We start from the raw sequence: 14,185 nt of genomic DNA on the forward strand, positions 1-14,185 counted from the left end.
TGGTTTAATGGGGCCTTTTAGATCAAGATCAAAAGATCGCGAGCAAGCTCGCTCCTACAAAGCCTTTAAAATCAATCGCTTATTTTATGTTTGATAAGAGCGAGCTTGCCTCGCGATCTTTTAAAGATCAAAAGATCGCGAGACGAGCTCGCTCCTACAGTAAAACGACAGCCGGAGCTCTCTGGGGTGCGAAGCCGTGTAGACTTGCCATCTGTCTCCGCACGGATACACTCATAACAATGAATTACATCATCCAGCAAACGAAATCCTTTGCGTCGATGGCTAAGGAGGTCTGAGATGCCTAACACCCCTATTGCGTTCGACATGGCGGCGCTGCTCGATAGTGATGAAGCCATCAGCGAGTACCTCTCCCAGGTACTTGCCGACGGCGATACCGATGAACTGATTCGTGCCGTTGGTTACGTGGCCAAAGCCCGAGGTATGGCGCAAATCGCCAAAGACTCAGGCCTCGGTCGTGCCAGCTTGTACAAGGCCTTCGCCCCAGGGGCCAAGCCTCGCTTCGACACCGTGGTGAAAGTCATGCGTGCAATAGGCGTGGAGCTTCACGTGCAGTCAGCACACCCATAAGTGGCCGGGTCAGGTCGGCTGTAAGCGCCAGCCCAAGACGTTGAGCAGGTCGCAGCCGTCGCGCAGCAAAATCATGGCGGTGGTGGCGAGTTGTTTGAGGTCGATGGCGTCGGCGTCCTGAACGTCGCGGCTAGAGAAGGTTTCCATCAGTTGCGTCACCGCCAGTACGCGGGCGGTGGCGTTGGCGTGCAAGACGTCAAGCGGGGCGTTGCGGTCGATCAGCAAGGCAGGGATGGTGCAGTCGATGGCAGTCAGCGGGATGTACGGTGAATTAGTCATGGATGAATCTCATAAAGGTCGGCTGTAAACCACCCACTTCGTCGCCAAACGAAACTGGGTGGCCGCTGTACGCGGGTTGGCGAACCGGTCGACCTCAACTCCGGCAGATCCGAAGATCTCCCACGCACAGCTGCCATAAAGCACAGCGAGCAAAAATACACGCTCGGCCATATATAGCAATTACGCATTTCATTGAGAACGTTCCAAGTCGCCAAACCCGGTCACCCATTTGGGCGAGCGCTGACTATAGGCGCCGCCCTGCTGCCTCAGCAATTGGCAAAGCTGTGCGAAACATCCCGCAATTTCGTGGGCGTACACACCCTCTGTAGGAGCTGCCGCAGGGATTGGGTCAGGTCGGCTGTAAGCGCCAGCCCAAGACGTTGAGCAGGTCGCAGCCGTCGCGCAGCAAGATCATGGCGGTGGTGGCAAGCTGTTTGAGGTCGATGGCGTCAGCGTCCTGGACGTCGCGGCTAGAGAAGGTTTCCATCAGTTGGGTCACCGCCAGTACGCGGGCGGTGGCGTTAGCGTGCAAGACGTCGAGCGGGGCGTTGCGGTCGATCAGCAAGGCAGGGATGGTGCAGTCGATGGCAGTCAGCGGGATGTACGGTGAATTAGTCATAAGTAAATCTCTTTGCTTTAGAGTTGAGCCATCTGTCTTCGTCGCCAAACGAAAACAGGTGGCCGCTGTACGCGGGTTGGCGAACCGGTCAAAGCTAAGAAAACCCGGCAGATCCGAAGATCTCCCACGTACAGCTGCCATAAAGCACAGCGAGCAAAAATACACGCTCTGCCACATATAGCAATTCTTAGCACCTTCCAGGTCGCCAAACCCGGTCACCCATTTGGGCGAGCGCTGACTATAGGCGCCGCCCTGCTGCCTCAGCAATTGGCAAAGCTGTGCGAAACATCCCGCAATTTCGTGGGCGTACACACCGTCTGCATTAAAGGGTCAGTTGTGCAAAACCTTCGCGAATCTTGGCCTCGGGCAGGTCATCGGCAATAAACACCATCACGCTTTCTCGGGCCTCGCCTTCGGCCCATTCGGTGTCCCAGTCAAAGCCGTACAGCTTGAGCACGCCCTGGAACACCAACCGGCGCTCTTCGCCTGCGATGTTGAGCACGCCTTTGTAGCGCAACAGTTGTTTACCGTGGCTTTCGAGCAGGTCGTTCATGAACGTGCTGAGGCTGTCGATATCCAGCGGTTTGTCGGTACGCAGTACCAGGCTGGAGATACGGTCAACCGAGGTCGCCGGTGGCACCGGGCGCAAGCTCAAGCCGCCGCCCAGGTCGGCATTCAAGTTAAACCCGCGCACATCGAGCAGTTGCGCCAGGTCGATTTTGCCGTGCTCAACCACGCGAATCGGGGCGCGCCGGTTGATCCGGGTCAGGCGTTCGCACAGCGCATCAAACGTGGCGTCGTCAACCAGGTCACGTTTGCTCACCAGTAAGCGGTCGGCAAAGCCGATCTGGGCCTGGGCGATGGTTTGGCTCAGGTGCACGTCGGCATGGGCAGCGTCGACCAAGGTGATGATGCCGTCGAGCAAGTAGCGCTCGCGCAGCTCTTCATCAATAAAGAAGGTTTGCGCCACCGGGGCCGGGTCGGCCAGGCCGGTGCATTCGATCACTAAACGGTCAAAGGCAATTTCGCCACTGTCCAGCCGCTCGAGCAGCAGGTACAGGGCTTTGGTCAGGTCGGTGTGGATGGTGCAGCACACGCAGCCATTGGCCAGGGTCATGACTTGCACCGGCTCGTCGCCCAGCAATTGGGTGTCGATACCGGCATCGCTGAATTCGTTTTCGATCACGGCAATTTTCAGCCCGTGTTCGGCTTTAAGCAGGTAACGCAACAACGTGGTTTTACCGGCACCCAGAAACCCGCTAAGGATGGTGACGGGGATGGGAGATGACATGCAGGGTCTCCTTTTGAACACACAATAAATGTGGGAGCGGGCTTGCTCGCGATTCTGGCGATGCGGTGTATTTGGTACACCTCAGCGCTCCTATCGCGAGCAAGCCCGCCCCCACAGTCAGCTACCGCTAGCCCTTAACGGGTTAACAGCACTTGGGCCCGCTCTTGCCGCCGTAACGGGCTTCCTGGCGCTCTCGGAAGAACGCCTCGTAGCTCATCACCGGCTTGTCCGGGTGATTGGTTTGCATATGCTCGACGTAGTTGTCGTAGTCGGGCATGCCGACCATCAGGCGCGCGGCCTGACCGAGGTATTTACCGAGGCGACTCAGGTCATTGAACATGGCTGCATTCCTCTATCGTGCATCGGGCATCGCCTTGAAGGGCGTTTCTTTGTCCGTCCGCTCTTTGTTGCCCCAAGCGGCGACGCCGACTTTGAGCGCGTAGAACAGGATGCTGAACACCACGAACAGGAACAGTACGGTCAGGCCCGCGTTGGTGTACGCGTTGATGATGACGTGCTGCATCTGGTCGATGTTTTTCGCCGGGGCAATCACTTGGCCTGCGTCCAGCGCCGTGCTGTATTTTTTCGCCAGCGACAGGAAGCCGACCGCCGGGTTAGCGTCGAACAGCTTGATGAAGCCTGCGGTGGTGGTGCAGATCAGCAGCCAGACCGCTGGCAGCATGGTGACCCAGATGTAGCGTTGACGCTTCATTTTGATCAGCACAACCGTCGCCAGCATCAGCGCGATACCCGCCAGCATCTGGTTAGAGATACCGAACAGCGGCCAGAGGGTGTTGATGCCGCCCAACGGGTCGATCACGCCTTGGTACAGCAAGTACCCCCACATCGCCACGCAGCCTGCGGTCGCAATGAGGTTGGCCGGCCAGGATTCGGTGCGCTTGAGCGCTGGCACGAAGCTGCCCAACAGGTCTTGCAGCATGAAGCGACCGGCACGGGTACCGGCGTCGACAGCGGTCAAAATAAACAAGGCTTCAAACAGAATGGCGAAGTGATACCAGAACGCCATGGTGTTTTCGCCCGGCAACACGTGGTGCAGGATCTGCGCGATACCCACGGCCAGTGTAGGAGCGCCGCCTGCACGGGCCAGTACGGTGGTTTCACCGATGTCTTTGGCCAACGCAGTCAACGCATCCGGGGTAATGGCAAAGCCCCAGCTGGTCACGGTTTGCGCCACGGTCACCACGTCACCCCCCACAATGGCAGGCGGGCTGTTCATGGCGAAGTACACACCCGGCTCGATCACCGAAGCGGCAACCATTGCCATGATGGCCACGAAGGACTCCATCAGCATGCCGCCGTAGCCGATGTAACGGGCGTTGGCTTCGTTATCCAGCAGTTTAGGGGTAGTACCCGAGGAGATCAGTGCGTGGAAACCCGACACCGCGCCGCAGGCAATGGTGATGAACAGGAACGGGAACAGACCGCCTTTCCAGACCGGGCCATTGCCGTCGATGAACTGAGTCACGGCCGGCATTTTCAGCTCGGGCATGGTGATCAGAATGCCGATGGCCAGCGCGATGATGGTGCCGATTTTGAGGAAGGTCGACAGGTAGTCACGCGGTGCAAGTACCAGCCACACCGGCAAGACCGCTGCCACAAAGCCATAGCCGATCAGCATCCAGGTGATTTGCACACCCGTGAAGGTGAACACGTGGGCCCACTCCGGGCTCGCTGCGATTTGCCCGCCGAGCCAGATCGAACCGAGCAACAGCAGCACGCCGATGATCGAGATTTCACCGATGCGACCCGGACGGATATAGCGCATGTAAACGCCCATAAACATCGCAATCGGGATGGTCGCCATCACCGTGAACATGCCCCACGGGCTTTCGGCCAAGGCTTTAACCACGATCAACGCCAGCACCGCGAGGATGATGATCATGATCAGGAAGCAGCCAAACAGCGCGATGGTGCCAGGCACCTTGCCCATTTCTTCGCGCACCATGTCGCCCAAAGAGCGACCGTTGCGACGTGTGGACATGAACAAGACCATGAAATCTTGAACCGCGCCCGCCAGTACCACACCGGCAATCAGCCACAGTGTGCCGGGCAGGTAGCCCATTTGCGCAGCCAGTACGGGGCCGACCAAGGGGCCAGCGCCGGCGATGGCGGCAAAGTGGTGTCCGAAAAGGATGTGTTTGTTGGTCGGCACGTAGTCCAGACCATCGTTATTGAGCACCGCAGGCGTTGCCCGGTTGGGATCCAGCTGCATCACGCGAGTGGCAATGAACAGACTGTAATAACGGTACGCGACCAGGTAGATAGCCACCGCTGCAACTACAATCCACAGCGCGTTGATCGCCTCTCCCCGGCGTAATGCCACCACGCCAAGGGCGCAGGCTCCTACAATTGCCAGCACCAGCCACGGGATGTGGCGTAGCAGGCTATTTTTATTATTCATTTTTATATTCCGGCCAGTTGGACAAGAAGTACCGCTCTCGGAGTGTAGCGCTCCTGACTCTAAAGACCACCCCCTTACCTTGGTCTAGAGCCTTCTTTTGCAGATTTATGCTGGGCGTTCACTTAAATAAAGCGTCGATGCAGATCAGGGAAAACCAGTTGCGCGAACCACACCGGAAAACCTGGATAGATCAGCCGTGATTTTGGCGACGGGCTGTCTACCACACCCAACTGCACGAGCTTCTTTAATTGATTGATCGCGGTTCGCTCACCCAACCCCATGAACACTTTGAAGTCATTACGCGCTACAGCCCCCTGAGTGATCAGGATATGCAAGGCGCGGGCAATTTGCGGCTTGATCTCTGCGGCCATAAATCGCTCATCGAAAGCGACCGCCCGTTCAAGTCGCGCGCGTAATGCATCACGGTCCAGCGCCTCCAGCATGTAACTCATCTGGTCGATGCAGGTGCGCAGCATAAAACGCACGAAAGCCTGCAAGGCTTTTAAAGACAATTGCCCTCGCCCGTCCAGATCGCCCTGGCGATGCTGGTCCGCCTGGGCCAGGTGCTGGTAATACGCTTCGTGCTCGCGAGCCAGCCCACGGGACAGCGACCACAAGGGTGAGGCAAGCCCCAACTTCAAGAGCTGTAAATGCGTGACCATGCGCACCACCCGACCATTGCCATCGGGGAAGGGATGCACCCACGCCAGGCGGTGGTGATAAGCCAATGTGGCGATCAACCGATAGCGGGGATCGGCCAACCGCCCATACACAACCTGCATGCGCTCAAGCATCGGGCGCACCGCCTGATAAGCCGGCGCCTCATGCTGACCGACGGACACATTGAGCCCGGCCATGTCTCTGAGTTGTCCGGGCACCATCGGCGCCTTTAACCCATCAATGTGCAGTTCTTGCTCACTGGCATCACGGAACAGGCCGCGATGAATGAGAGAGACAAAATTCACGGCAAAAAGATCTGCCCAGTCAGCCCCTCCATCCCGATCAATGATGCGTTCAAATGCGCGTTGAACGTGAACGTGTGACGTCGCGATTTCAGTTAACTGCTTGGCCGAGCGTTTGATCTGCGCTTTTTGCTCGATCACCTTGGGCTCGGTGTACTGCCCTTCAATCAGGTTTGAATAAAAGCTGTTGGTCAGTTGCAAGAGCCGGCCAATACGCTCACGGGTCTCTGCCGGGTAAAGCCCTTCGAGCCGGCCCTTGAGGGTCAGCATTTGATCTGCCATCTCAACCATATCCACAGGGACAGGTTCGAACAGCAACGGCTCAAGCCAACTAATGGAGGTGTACAGGTCGGTCATGGCCGGTCTCTTTTGCAGATTTTTTTGCACATATTATTTATAGACTACAGCCTATAAATACGGGCTAAAACCGACGTTAACAGACAAACCACAACGCGCCTATTGCAGATTTATTTACACATTTAAAACGCTATTCAAACAACGCATCCAGCGCTTGTTCCAGACGGGTCACCGCAATGATAGTGAGACCCGGCGGGGATTCTTTGGGGGCGTTGCCTTTGGGCACGATGGCGCGTTTAAAGCCGTGTTTGGCGGCTTCTTTCAAACGCTCTTGGCCGCTCGGCACCGGGCGTACTTCACCTGACAGGCCGACTTCGCCAAACACCAGCAAGTCGTGGGGCAGCGGGCGGTTGCGCAAACTGGACATGACGGCGGCCATCAAGGCCAGGTCTGACGCGGTTTCCAGCACTTTGACCCCGCCCACCACGTTGAGGAACACGTCCTGGTCGTGGGTCGGGATGCCGCCATGGCGGTGCAGCACCGCCAGCAACATGGCCAGCCGGTTTTGATCGAGGCCCAAGGTCACGCGGCGCGGGTTGGACATGTGGCTGTCGTCCACCAGCGCTTGTACTTCAACCAGCATCGGCCGTGTCCCTTCCCACGTGGCCATTACCACGCTGCCCGGGACTTCTTCTTGAGCTCGCGTCAGGAAGATCGCAGACGGGTTGGAGACTTCTTTCAGGCCTTTGTCGGTCATGCCGAAAACGCCCAGTTCGTTGACCGCACCGAAACGGTTTTTCACCGCGCGCAGCAAACGTAACCGCCCGTCGGATTCACCTTCGAAATACAATACGGTGTCGACCATGTGCTCCAGCACGCGGGGGCCAGCGAGAGCGCCCTCTTTGGTCACGTGGCCGACCAGAAAGATCGCCGTGCCGCTGGACTTGGCATAACGCACCAGCAACGCCGCGCTCTCGCGCACTTGCGACACGCCGCCCGGTGCCGATTGCAGCTGTTCGGTGAAGATGGTCTGGATCGAGTCGATCACCATGACCTTGGGCTTTTCGAGCTTGGCCGTGGCGATAATGTTTTCGATGCAGGTTTCGGTCATGACCTTGAGCTGGTCCTGCGGCAAGCCCAGACGCCGGGCGCGCATGGCCACTTGTTGCTGGGATTCTTCGCCGGTGACGTACAGCGCGGGCATGCGCGTGGCCATCTGACACAAGGTTTGCAGAAGGATGGTTGACTTGCCGATACCGGGATCACCGCCGATCAGCACCACAGAGCCGTCGACCAGACCGCCGCCGAGCACCCGGTCGAGCTCGCCGGAGGCGGTCGAAAAACGCGGGATTTCTTCGATGCTGACTTCGGCCAGGGTTTTGATTTGCGCCTGTTGCCCGGTCCAGCCGGTGCGGCCACTGGGAGGCGCAGCAGCGCCGCTTTCAACAACGGTTTCTACCAGGGTATTCCAGACGCCGCACTCTGCGCACTGCCCGGCCCACTTGGGGAAAGTTGCACCGCACTCGGTACAGCCGTAAATGCGCTTAGGCTTGGCCATCTGAACTCCGCACAAAAACCGCGATGATAGCCCACAAGGCGGCGATCAGTGCGACTCAGGCATGCGGATTTCGCCCTTGATCAGCTGAGCGGCGGTATTGCCTTGGGCATCCTTGGCATTCAGGTCGGCGCCTTTTTGGGATAGATCGTTGAGCAGTTCGACCCGCTTGAACAACCCGGCAAACATGGCCGCGGTCTGTCCCGCGCCGTTGCGCTGATCGGGGTTGCAGTCGGTGTTCATCAGCCGCCGGGCGATCTTGAATTCGCCTTTGAAAATGGCGCCCATCAGCGCGGTATTGCCGCGCAGGTCTTGCGCGCAGGCATTGGCGCCCGCCTTGAGCAAGTGCTCGACGGCCTCTGCATGGCCGTTATAAGCCGCAAGAATCAAGGCGGTGTAGCCTTTGCTGTCCTGGGCATCGAGGTCAAAGTGCGAGTCGATGAAGGTGTCGAGCATGACCACGTCGCCACGCCGGGCGGCGTCGAAGTAGTAGCCCTTGAGTTGGGTCTGGGTGTCGGGCTGGTCGGCAAGTGCCCACCCACTCAACAGCAGCATCGTAGCTAAAGCAAAAATCCGCATGTGTACGCTACCTGTCAGAGGTCACAGATCCAGGTAGGAGCGAGCTTGCTCGCGATCTTTTGATCTTTAAAAGATCGCGAGGCGAGCTCGCTCCTACAACGACCGGCGAAGGTTAATCCACCAGCTTGGCCGCCAGCGCCTTGACCCGTGCCAGGTCGCCTTTGGCCACTTTGGTCACGCCGGTGCCGTACTCCGGGTCTGCCTTATAAAGGAACGACAGGATGATGTGCTTGCTGACGTCATCGGTGGTGGCCAACGAGCCGCCGAAGTTTTCAATCAGGTCCTGGCGCTCTTTCTTGCTGTATGAACGGTAAAGATCGCCTGCCTGTTTGAAGTTCTGCTCACGCTGGATCTTCGCCTGCTGGGTCGTGCCCGACAGCGGCATTTGGCTGTAACGCGCGGTTTGCGGCTCTTCACGCGGCTCCAGTCGGCTTGGCTGGTAGTTCACGCCCGAGGTGCTGTGACCGGTGTTCATGGCGCCGTCCTGATTGCCGTTGTTGACCGTCACCCGTGGGGCGTTGATCGGCAATTGCAGGGCGTTGGCGCCCAAACGGTACATTTGCGTGTCGGCGTAGGAGAACACCCGACCTTGCAGCAAACGGTCTTCAGACGGCTCGATGCCTGGCACCAGGTTAGCCGGCGCCATGGCCACTTGCTCGGTTTCCTGGAAGACGTTGGCCGGGTTGCGGTTCAGCACCATCTGGCCGACTTTGCGCTCTGGCACGTTCGGCCAGATTTTGGTCGCGTCCAGCGGGTCAAAGTCGAACGACTTCAAGTCTTCAGGCGTGAGCACTTGCACGTACAAATCCCACTTGGGGAAGTCGCCCTGGTTGATGTGCGTGACCAGGTCGTGGGTCATGTGGCTGTAGTCACGGCCCTGCACCTGGGTGACTTCTTTAGGGTCGAGGTTGTGAATGCCTTGCAGGCTCTTCCAGTGGAACTTCACGTAGTGCACTTCGCCCTTGGCATTCACCAGTTTGTAGGCGTGTACACCATTGCCGTCCATTTCGCGGTAGCTGGCCGGGGTGCCGGAGTCGGAATACAGCTCGGTCAAGGTGCGCGTGGCTTCAGGCACATGGGAGAAGAAATCAAAGCGCCGCGAGTCATCGTCAAGGTTGGTGCGCGGGTCGGGCTTAAACGCGTGCACCATGTCCGGGAACTTGATCGCATCACGAATAAAGAACGTCGGGAAGTTGTTGCCCACCAGGTCCCAGTTGCCGTCTGCGGTATAGAACTTGGTGGCGAAGCCACGCGGGTCACGCAGGGTTTCCGGGGAGTGGTTACCGTGGACCACCGCCGAGAAGCGCACAAACACAGGTGTGGTTTCGCCGGCTGCAAACACCCGGGCTTTGGTCAGGTCACTGAGGTCGTTGGTCACGGTGAAGCTGCCGTGGGCGCCGGTGCCCCGGGCATGCACCACGCGCTCAGGGATACGCTCGCGGTCAAAGCGCTGCAGCTTTTGCAGCAGTTGTACGTCTTGCAGCAACACGGGGCCATTGGCGCCGGCCGTTTGTGAGTTTTGGTTATCACCGACCGCCGCGCCGTTATCGCGGGTCAAGGTAGCGGCGTGAACGGAAACCGATAGCAGGCTGATGCTCAACGCACTAAGCAGGCGTCGTTGGGTACGGGGCCCAAGGCCGAAAGGGGTGGTCATGCACGTGTCCTCTGGTTATTAGCTACGTAGGTCGCTACGTTGCGCAAAGGTTAGAGGCGCGGGGGGGGGTTCTCTAAATTGAAAGGCCTGAACCGCCCTATTAAGAAAAAAGGCTGGCCTGAAGACGCTAAAGGCGTTAGGCGCTGAAACGTTTAAACTTATACGTCGCTTGCGGGTCAACCCATGAGATTGCAAGTGGCCTGGCAGGCGAGATGCGCAAGGCTGATTTACACTGCATCTACCAACCTCATCTGTAACAAGGAATAACCAATGAGCGTCTTAAGTGAGTTCAAGGCCTTCGCGGTCAAAGGGAACGTGGTCGATATGGCCGTGGGCATCATCATCGGCGCTGCGTTCGGCAAAATCGTTTCATCCTTCGTCGGCGATGTGGTCATGCCGCCTTTGGGGCTGTTGATTGGCGGCGTGGACTTCTCGGACCTGGCTATTACGCTCAAAGCGGCGGCCGGTGACGCCCCGGCGGTGGTATTGGCTTATGGCAAGTTCATTCAGACCGTCATCGACTTTGTGATTGTGGCGTTTGCCATCTTCTTGGGCGTCAAGGCGATCAACCGCCTGCGCCGTCAAGAAGAAGTTGCCCCAAGCACCCCGCCACTGCCTTCTAAAGAAGAAGAGCTGTTGGGTGAGATCCGCGACCTGCTCAAAGAACAAAAGAACCGGCCCTAAAGGTTTGGACTTAAACAACGGCGTTTAAAAACGCCGTTGTTTGTTAAAGCGTTTATTTAGTTAAACTACCAATAGTTCTCTACCGCAACTTGCCCAGGGCGACGCGAAAGGCTTAGTTGCAGATTGCGTGCTTTCAATAACTTGCGTATGTCATCAATCATTTGCGGATTACCGCACAACATGACCCGCGAGTGTTCCGGCGTTAGTTCAAGACCCACTGCACGTTCAAGTTCACCGCTTTCGATTAGCGTTGTTATACGTCCGTTTAACGCCCCCGGTATTTGCTCACGGGTCACTACCGGTATATAGGTCAGTTTATGCGCATGTTCGGCAAGGTAATCGCGCGAGCTCAATTCGGTGATTAAATCCTGATACGCCAGTTCACGTGCTTCCCGGGCGCTGTACACCAATACGATGCGTTCAAATTTTTCCCATACTTCAAAGTCTTGCAGGATCGAGACGAACGGTGCGATACCGGTTCCCGTCGCCAGCAACCACAGGTCACGGCCATCGACAAAACGGTCCAGGGTTAGGTAACCAAAGGCCTGGCGGTCTACCAGCAAGGTATCACCCACCTGTAAGCGGCTCAGCTCACTGGTGAACTCCCCCCCCGGCACCACGATTGAAAAGAACTCCAAAAATTCGTCATACGGGGAAGACACCATGGAGTAGGCACGCCACACCGTAGTGCCGTCGGCCTTGGTCACGCCCAGCCTTGCAAACTGCCCTGCGCGAAAGCGAAACCCTTGGTCGCGGGTGGTGCGCAAGGTAAACAGGTTGGGGGTCAGGGGTTTAACATCGAGCAGCGTCTGGCGGGTGAATTTTTCTGCGCTGGCGGTCATGGGGCGCTCCATTGGGCTGATGGCTCTAGTGTCGCGCAAACACGCGAGGAGGAACACCGACGGTTTGTGATGGCTTTGAATTCATAGGAGAAACAGAGAGGATCTCGTACTCGTACAGAAATGTGTAACGAGTTGTTAGTGATGTTTAGCGCTGTCAGCTTTAAACAATGCTTTCACACTAATCCTCAACCAAAAAATGGCGTCAAAAAAACAAACCTACAACACGCGTGAGAAAACCGTTAAACCTTCAGACACTTAAAAGACTAGAGCAATTACTCTTAAAATAGATCGCGAAAAATCCTACATACTCTTGAGAATTATGAACTACTATAAAACTTCACATTGGATCCACCTTCTGGGAGCCCCACGCATTATGGGTACTGCCAATCGTTTTTATACAAAACAGGAACTTACCCAAAAGGGTGAATCCACCTTACTCACTTATGCACGCAATCGGATTGAACTATGCGGCTTTGATAGCTTTCTGTTCCGAATGGCGCCACAACATGGAAGCCCTCAAACAGATAGGAAGATACTAACTAATCACCCAATTGAGTTCATTGAAACTTTCGATGCCTGTTGTACCAACCGTAAAAATCCAATAGAAAACCATTTTAGAAAGTGTATTGATCCGTTGGTATGGGACCAACAATTGTTTAGTGAAACGCCTGAACTCAAAGAAGTTACACGATCCTATGGCATCAACTACGGCTGGTCGCTATCGGCTCACGACGCCAAAGGAACACTCAGCATATTGAGCCTGACCCGACGCAACTCACCTGTTTCAGTCGAGGAGTTCGATGACAAGGTGGGCGACTTGCTATGGCTATGCCACCAGTTGCACACCGCGATGTACGAAAAATTCTTTCTGAACATGCGCCTAAATGACCCCGGCAATCACCTTTCTACGCGCGAGTCAGAGATCCTGAAATGGACCGCCCAAGGCAAAACGGCGTCTGACATTGCCATGATCCTGAGTCTGACACCGCGAACCGTAAACTTTCACATCAGCAGTGCAATGCGAAAAATGGGCGCCACCAACAAGACGTCTGCCGTGGTGATCGCGGCCAAATGCGGTCTTCTTTAAGGGGGCCCTCCCCCTTGAATAATCAGTACCCAGACCAAAAGCGTCGGGCAATCTCTGGTAAAAAAACGTAAAATCGCCAGCACCTGAAAATGCCACGGCCTCCATGGCTGCTTGACTGCCTTTGTGCTCAATTCAAGCCGCTGTCGATGCCCCAGAGTTTGTATAGATGCCTGCGCTCGAAAGTCCTTTCGCCCAACTCCACTTGATCCGCCAGCCTGAACAACAGAATGAGCCACTCCAGGCCTTCGACGCTGCGGATGAGTATTTGCTCAACCACGTGGCCGAATTGGCGCTGCCGGCCAATAGCCGGATATTGGTGCTCAACGACAGCTTTGGGGCCTTGGCCGTCAGCCTGGTCAGTACGATGCACGTCACCAGCAGCAGTGACTCGTTCCTGGCCATTCAAGGCCTGGAAAAGAATCTGGTGCGCAACGGCCATGCATTTGATGCGGTGTCGATCATTCCCGCCAGCCAGCCACTGGTAGGCCCATTCGACTGCGTACTGGTGCGGGTGCCAAAAACCCTGGCGTTGCTGGAAGAGCAACTGATTCGCCTGCAAGGGCAATTGGCTCCGGGCACACAGGTGATTGCAGGTGCCATGATCAAACACTTACCGCGTGCGGCAGGGGATTTGCTGGAGCGCTATATCGGCCCGGTGCAAGCCTCGCTGGCGGTCAAAAAAGCTCGCTTGCTGGTGGCGACGGCACAGGGTCTTGGACCGTTTACCTCGCCCTACCCTTCACGTTACTCGCTGGACAAGCCTGCTATCGAGCTGCTCAACCACGCCAACGTGTTCTGCCGTGAAGGGCTGGATATTGGCACGCGAGCGTTTTTGCCACACCTGCCGACCAACCTGGGCTCGGCCCGTGTGGCTGACTTGGGCTGTGGTAATGGCGTGCTGGCCATCGCCAGTGCCCTGAACAACCCACAGGCACACTACACGCTGGTCGATGAATCGTTTATGGCAGTGCAATCGGCGCAGGAGAACTGGCAGGCGGCACTGGGTGATCGCGACGTGACGGTACGTGCAGGCGACGGCCTGGCAGGGCAGGCGCCGAACTCATTGGACGTGGTGTTGTGCAATCCGCCGTTTCACCAGCAACAAGTGGTGGGCGACTTTTTAGCCTGGCGCATGTTCCAGCAAGCCCGTGAAGCGCTGGTGGTGGGTGGCGCACTGTATATCGTGGGCAATCGCCACTTGGGTTATCACAGTAAGCTGGCCAAGTTGTTTCGAGGGGTTGAGCAAGTGGCGGCCACGCCTAAATTCGTCATCCTCAAGGCGCGTAAATAACTGTAAAAACCCTGTAGGAGCGAGCTTGCCTCGCG

General features: G+C 56.9%; 14 protein-coding genes. 4 read left to right on the top strand and 10 right to left on the bottom strand.

Features of this window, described 5'->3' with window-relative positions; genetic code table 11:
• The first annotated feature begins 297 nt into the window (after positions 1 to 297).
• A complete protein-coding gene (locus GHO32_RS24095; RefSeq protein ID WP_153336060.1) occupies positions 298 to 588 on the top strand; it encodes an addiction module antidote protein in 291 nt (96 codons plus the stop codon).
• 9 nt (positions 589 to 597) lie between these two features.
• Here the strand turns inward: GHO32_RS24095 and GHO32_RS24100 are convergent, their stop codons facing one another.
• From GHO32_RS24100 to katB, 9 genes are all read right to left on the bottom strand, one after another.
• On the bottom strand, positions 598 to 867 hold the full coding sequence (locus GHO32_RS24100; protein WP_048389494.1) for a hypothetical protein: 270 nt from the start codon (positions 865 to 867) through the stop codon (positions 598 to 600).
• 349 nt (positions 868 to 1,216) lie between these two features.
• Complete coding sequence (locus GHO32_RS24105; RefSeq protein ID WP_048389494.1) at positions 1,217 to 1,486, bottom strand: hypothetical protein; 270 nt, start codon at positions 1,484 to 1,486, stop codon at positions 1,217 to 1,219.
• A gap of 322 nt (positions 1,487 to 1,808) precedes the next feature.
• A complete protein-coding gene (yjiA, locus tag GHO32_RS24110) occupies positions 1,809 to 2,777 on the bottom strand; it encodes a GTPase (protein ID WP_153336061.1) in 969 nt (322 codons plus the stop codon).
• Between the two features lie 142 nt (positions 2,778 to 2,919).
• Positions 2,920 to 3,117 carry a YbdD/YjiX family protein gene (locus GHO32_RS24115; protein WP_048367431.1) on the bottom strand — a complete coding sequence of 66 codons (198 nt, stop codon included), beginning with the start codon at positions 3,115 to 3,117 and terminating at the stop codon, positions 2,920 to 2,922.
• A gap of 12 nt (positions 3,118 to 3,129) precedes the next feature.
• Positions 3,130 to 5,199 (bottom strand): carbon starvation CstA family protein, encoded by a 2,070-nt coding sequence (locus tag GHO32_RS24120; RefSeq protein WP_048367433.1) that lies wholly within the window; start codon positions 5,197 to 5,199, stop codon positions 3,130 to 3,132.
• A 122-nt stretch (positions 5,200 to 5,321) separates the two neighbouring features.
• Positions 5,322 to 6,518, bottom strand: coding sequence for a Fic family protein (locus tag GHO32_RS24125; RefSeq protein WP_256665443.1), 1,197 nt, complete (start codon positions 6,516 to 6,518; stop codon positions 5,322 to 5,324).
• Between the two features lie 130 nt (positions 6,519 to 6,648).
• Positions 6,649 to 8,016, bottom strand: coding sequence for a DNA repair protein RadA (radA, locus tag GHO32_RS24130; RefSeq protein WP_048367434.1), 1,368 nt, complete (start codon positions 8,014 to 8,016; stop codon positions 6,649 to 6,651).
• 45 nt (positions 8,017 to 8,061) lie between these two features.
• Positions 8,062 to 8,592 carry an ankyrin repeat domain-containing protein gene (locus GHO32_RS24135; RefSeq protein WP_153336062.1) on the bottom strand — a complete coding sequence of 177 codons (531 nt, stop codon included), beginning with the start codon at positions 8,590 to 8,592 and terminating at the stop codon, positions 8,062 to 8,064.
• Positions 8,593 to 8,704: 112 nt separating this feature from the next.
• Entirely contained in the window at positions 8,705 to 10,246 is a 1,542-nt protein-coding gene (gene katB / locus GHO32_RS24140; protein WP_048367436.1) for a catalase KatB, read from the bottom strand.
• Positions 10,247 to 10,516: 270 nt separating this feature from the next.
• Here katB and mscL point away from each other — a divergent pair, with 270 nt between their 5' ends.
• The gene (gene mscL / locus GHO32_RS24145) at positions 10,517 to 10,930 is read left to right on the top strand and encodes a large-conductance mechanosensitive channel protein MscL (RefSeq protein ID WP_048367438.1); all 414 of its coding nucleotides are present in this window, start codon (positions 10,517 to 10,519) and stop codon (positions 10,928 to 10,930) included.
• A 65-nt stretch (positions 10,931 to 10,995) separates the two neighbouring features.
• Here the strand turns inward: mscL and GHO32_RS24150 are convergent, their stop codons facing one another.
• On the bottom strand, positions 10,996 to 11,772 hold the full coding sequence (locus GHO32_RS24150; RefSeq protein ID WP_153336063.1) for a ferredoxin--NADP reductase: 777 nt from the start codon (positions 11,770 to 11,772) through the stop codon (positions 10,996 to 10,998).
• Positions 11,773 to 12,145: 373 nt separating this feature from the next.
• Between GHO32_RS24150 and GHO32_RS24155 the strand changes: the two genes are divergently transcribed.
• Positions 12,146 to 12,859, top strand: coding sequence for a LuxR C-terminal-related transcriptional regulator (locus GHO32_RS24155; protein WP_153336064.1), 714 nt, complete (start codon positions 12,146 to 12,148; stop codon positions 12,857 to 12,859).
• Positions 12,860 to 13,025: 166 nt separating this feature from the next.
• Positions 13,026 to 14,150, top strand: coding sequence for a methyltransferase (locus GHO32_RS24160; RefSeq protein WP_153336065.1), 1,125 nt, complete (start codon positions 13,026 to 13,028; stop codon positions 14,148 to 14,150).
• The last annotated feature ends 35 nt before the right edge of the window (positions 14,151 to 14,185 follow it).

Source organism: Pseudomonas sp. FSL R10-2189, assembly GCF_009600325.1.
In the GTDB taxonomy this organism is placed as follows: Bacteria; Pseudomonadota; Gammaproteobacteria; order Pseudomonadales; family Pseudomonadaceae; genus Aquipseudomonas; species Aquipseudomonas helleri.

Coding starts and splice junctions, on each gene's coding strand:
- GHO32_RS24095 (WP_153336060.1), top strand. CDS start 298: ATGCCTAACACCCCTATTGCGTTCGACATGGCGGCGCTGCTCGATAGT.
- GHO32_RS24100 (WP_048389494.1), bottom strand. CDS start 867: ATGACTAATTCACCGTACATCCCGCTGACTGCCATCGACTGCACCATC.
- GHO32_RS24105 (WP_048389494.1), bottom strand. CDS start 1,486: ATGACTAATTCACCGTACATCCCGCTGACTGCCATCGACTGCACCATC.
- yjiA (WP_153336061.1), bottom strand. CDS start 2,777: ATGTCATCTCCCATCCCCGTCACCATCCTTAGCGGGTTTCTGGGTGCC.
- GHO32_RS24115 (WP_048367431.1), bottom strand. CDS start 3,117: ATGTTCAATGACCTGAGTCGCCTCGGTAAATACCTCGGTCAGGCCGCG.
- GHO32_RS24120 (WP_048367433.1), bottom strand. CDS start 5,199: ATGAATAATAAAAATAGCCTGCTACGCCACATCCCGTGGCTGGTGCTG.
- GHO32_RS24125 (WP_256665443.1), bottom strand. CDS start 6,518: ATGACCGACCTGTACACCTCCATTAGTTGGCTTGAGCCGTTGCTGTTC.
- radA (WP_048367434.1), bottom strand. CDS start 8,016: ATGGCCAAGCCTAAGCGCATTTACGGCTGTACCGAGTGCGGTGCAACT.
- GHO32_RS24135 (WP_153336062.1), bottom strand. CDS start 8,592: ATGCGGATTTTTGCTTTAGCTACGATGCTGCTGTTGAGTGGGTGGGCA.
- katB (WP_048367436.1), bottom strand. CDS start 10,246: ATGACCACCCCTTTCGGCCTTGGGCCCCGTACCCAACGACGCCTGCTT.
- mscL (WP_048367438.1), top strand. CDS start 10,517: ATGAGCGTCTTAAGTGAGTTCAAGGCCTTCGCGGTCAAAGGGAACGTG.
- GHO32_RS24150 (WP_153336063.1), bottom strand. CDS start 11,772: ATGACCGCCAGCGCAGAAAAATTCACCCGCCAGACGCTGCTCGATGTT.
- GHO32_RS24155 (WP_153336064.1), top strand. CDS start 12,146: ATGGGTACTGCCAATCGTTTTTATACAAAACAGGAACTTACCCAAAAG.
- GHO32_RS24160 (WP_153336065.1), top strand. CDS start 13,026: ATGCCTGCGCTCGAAAGTCCTTTCGCCCAACTCCACTTGATCCGCCAG.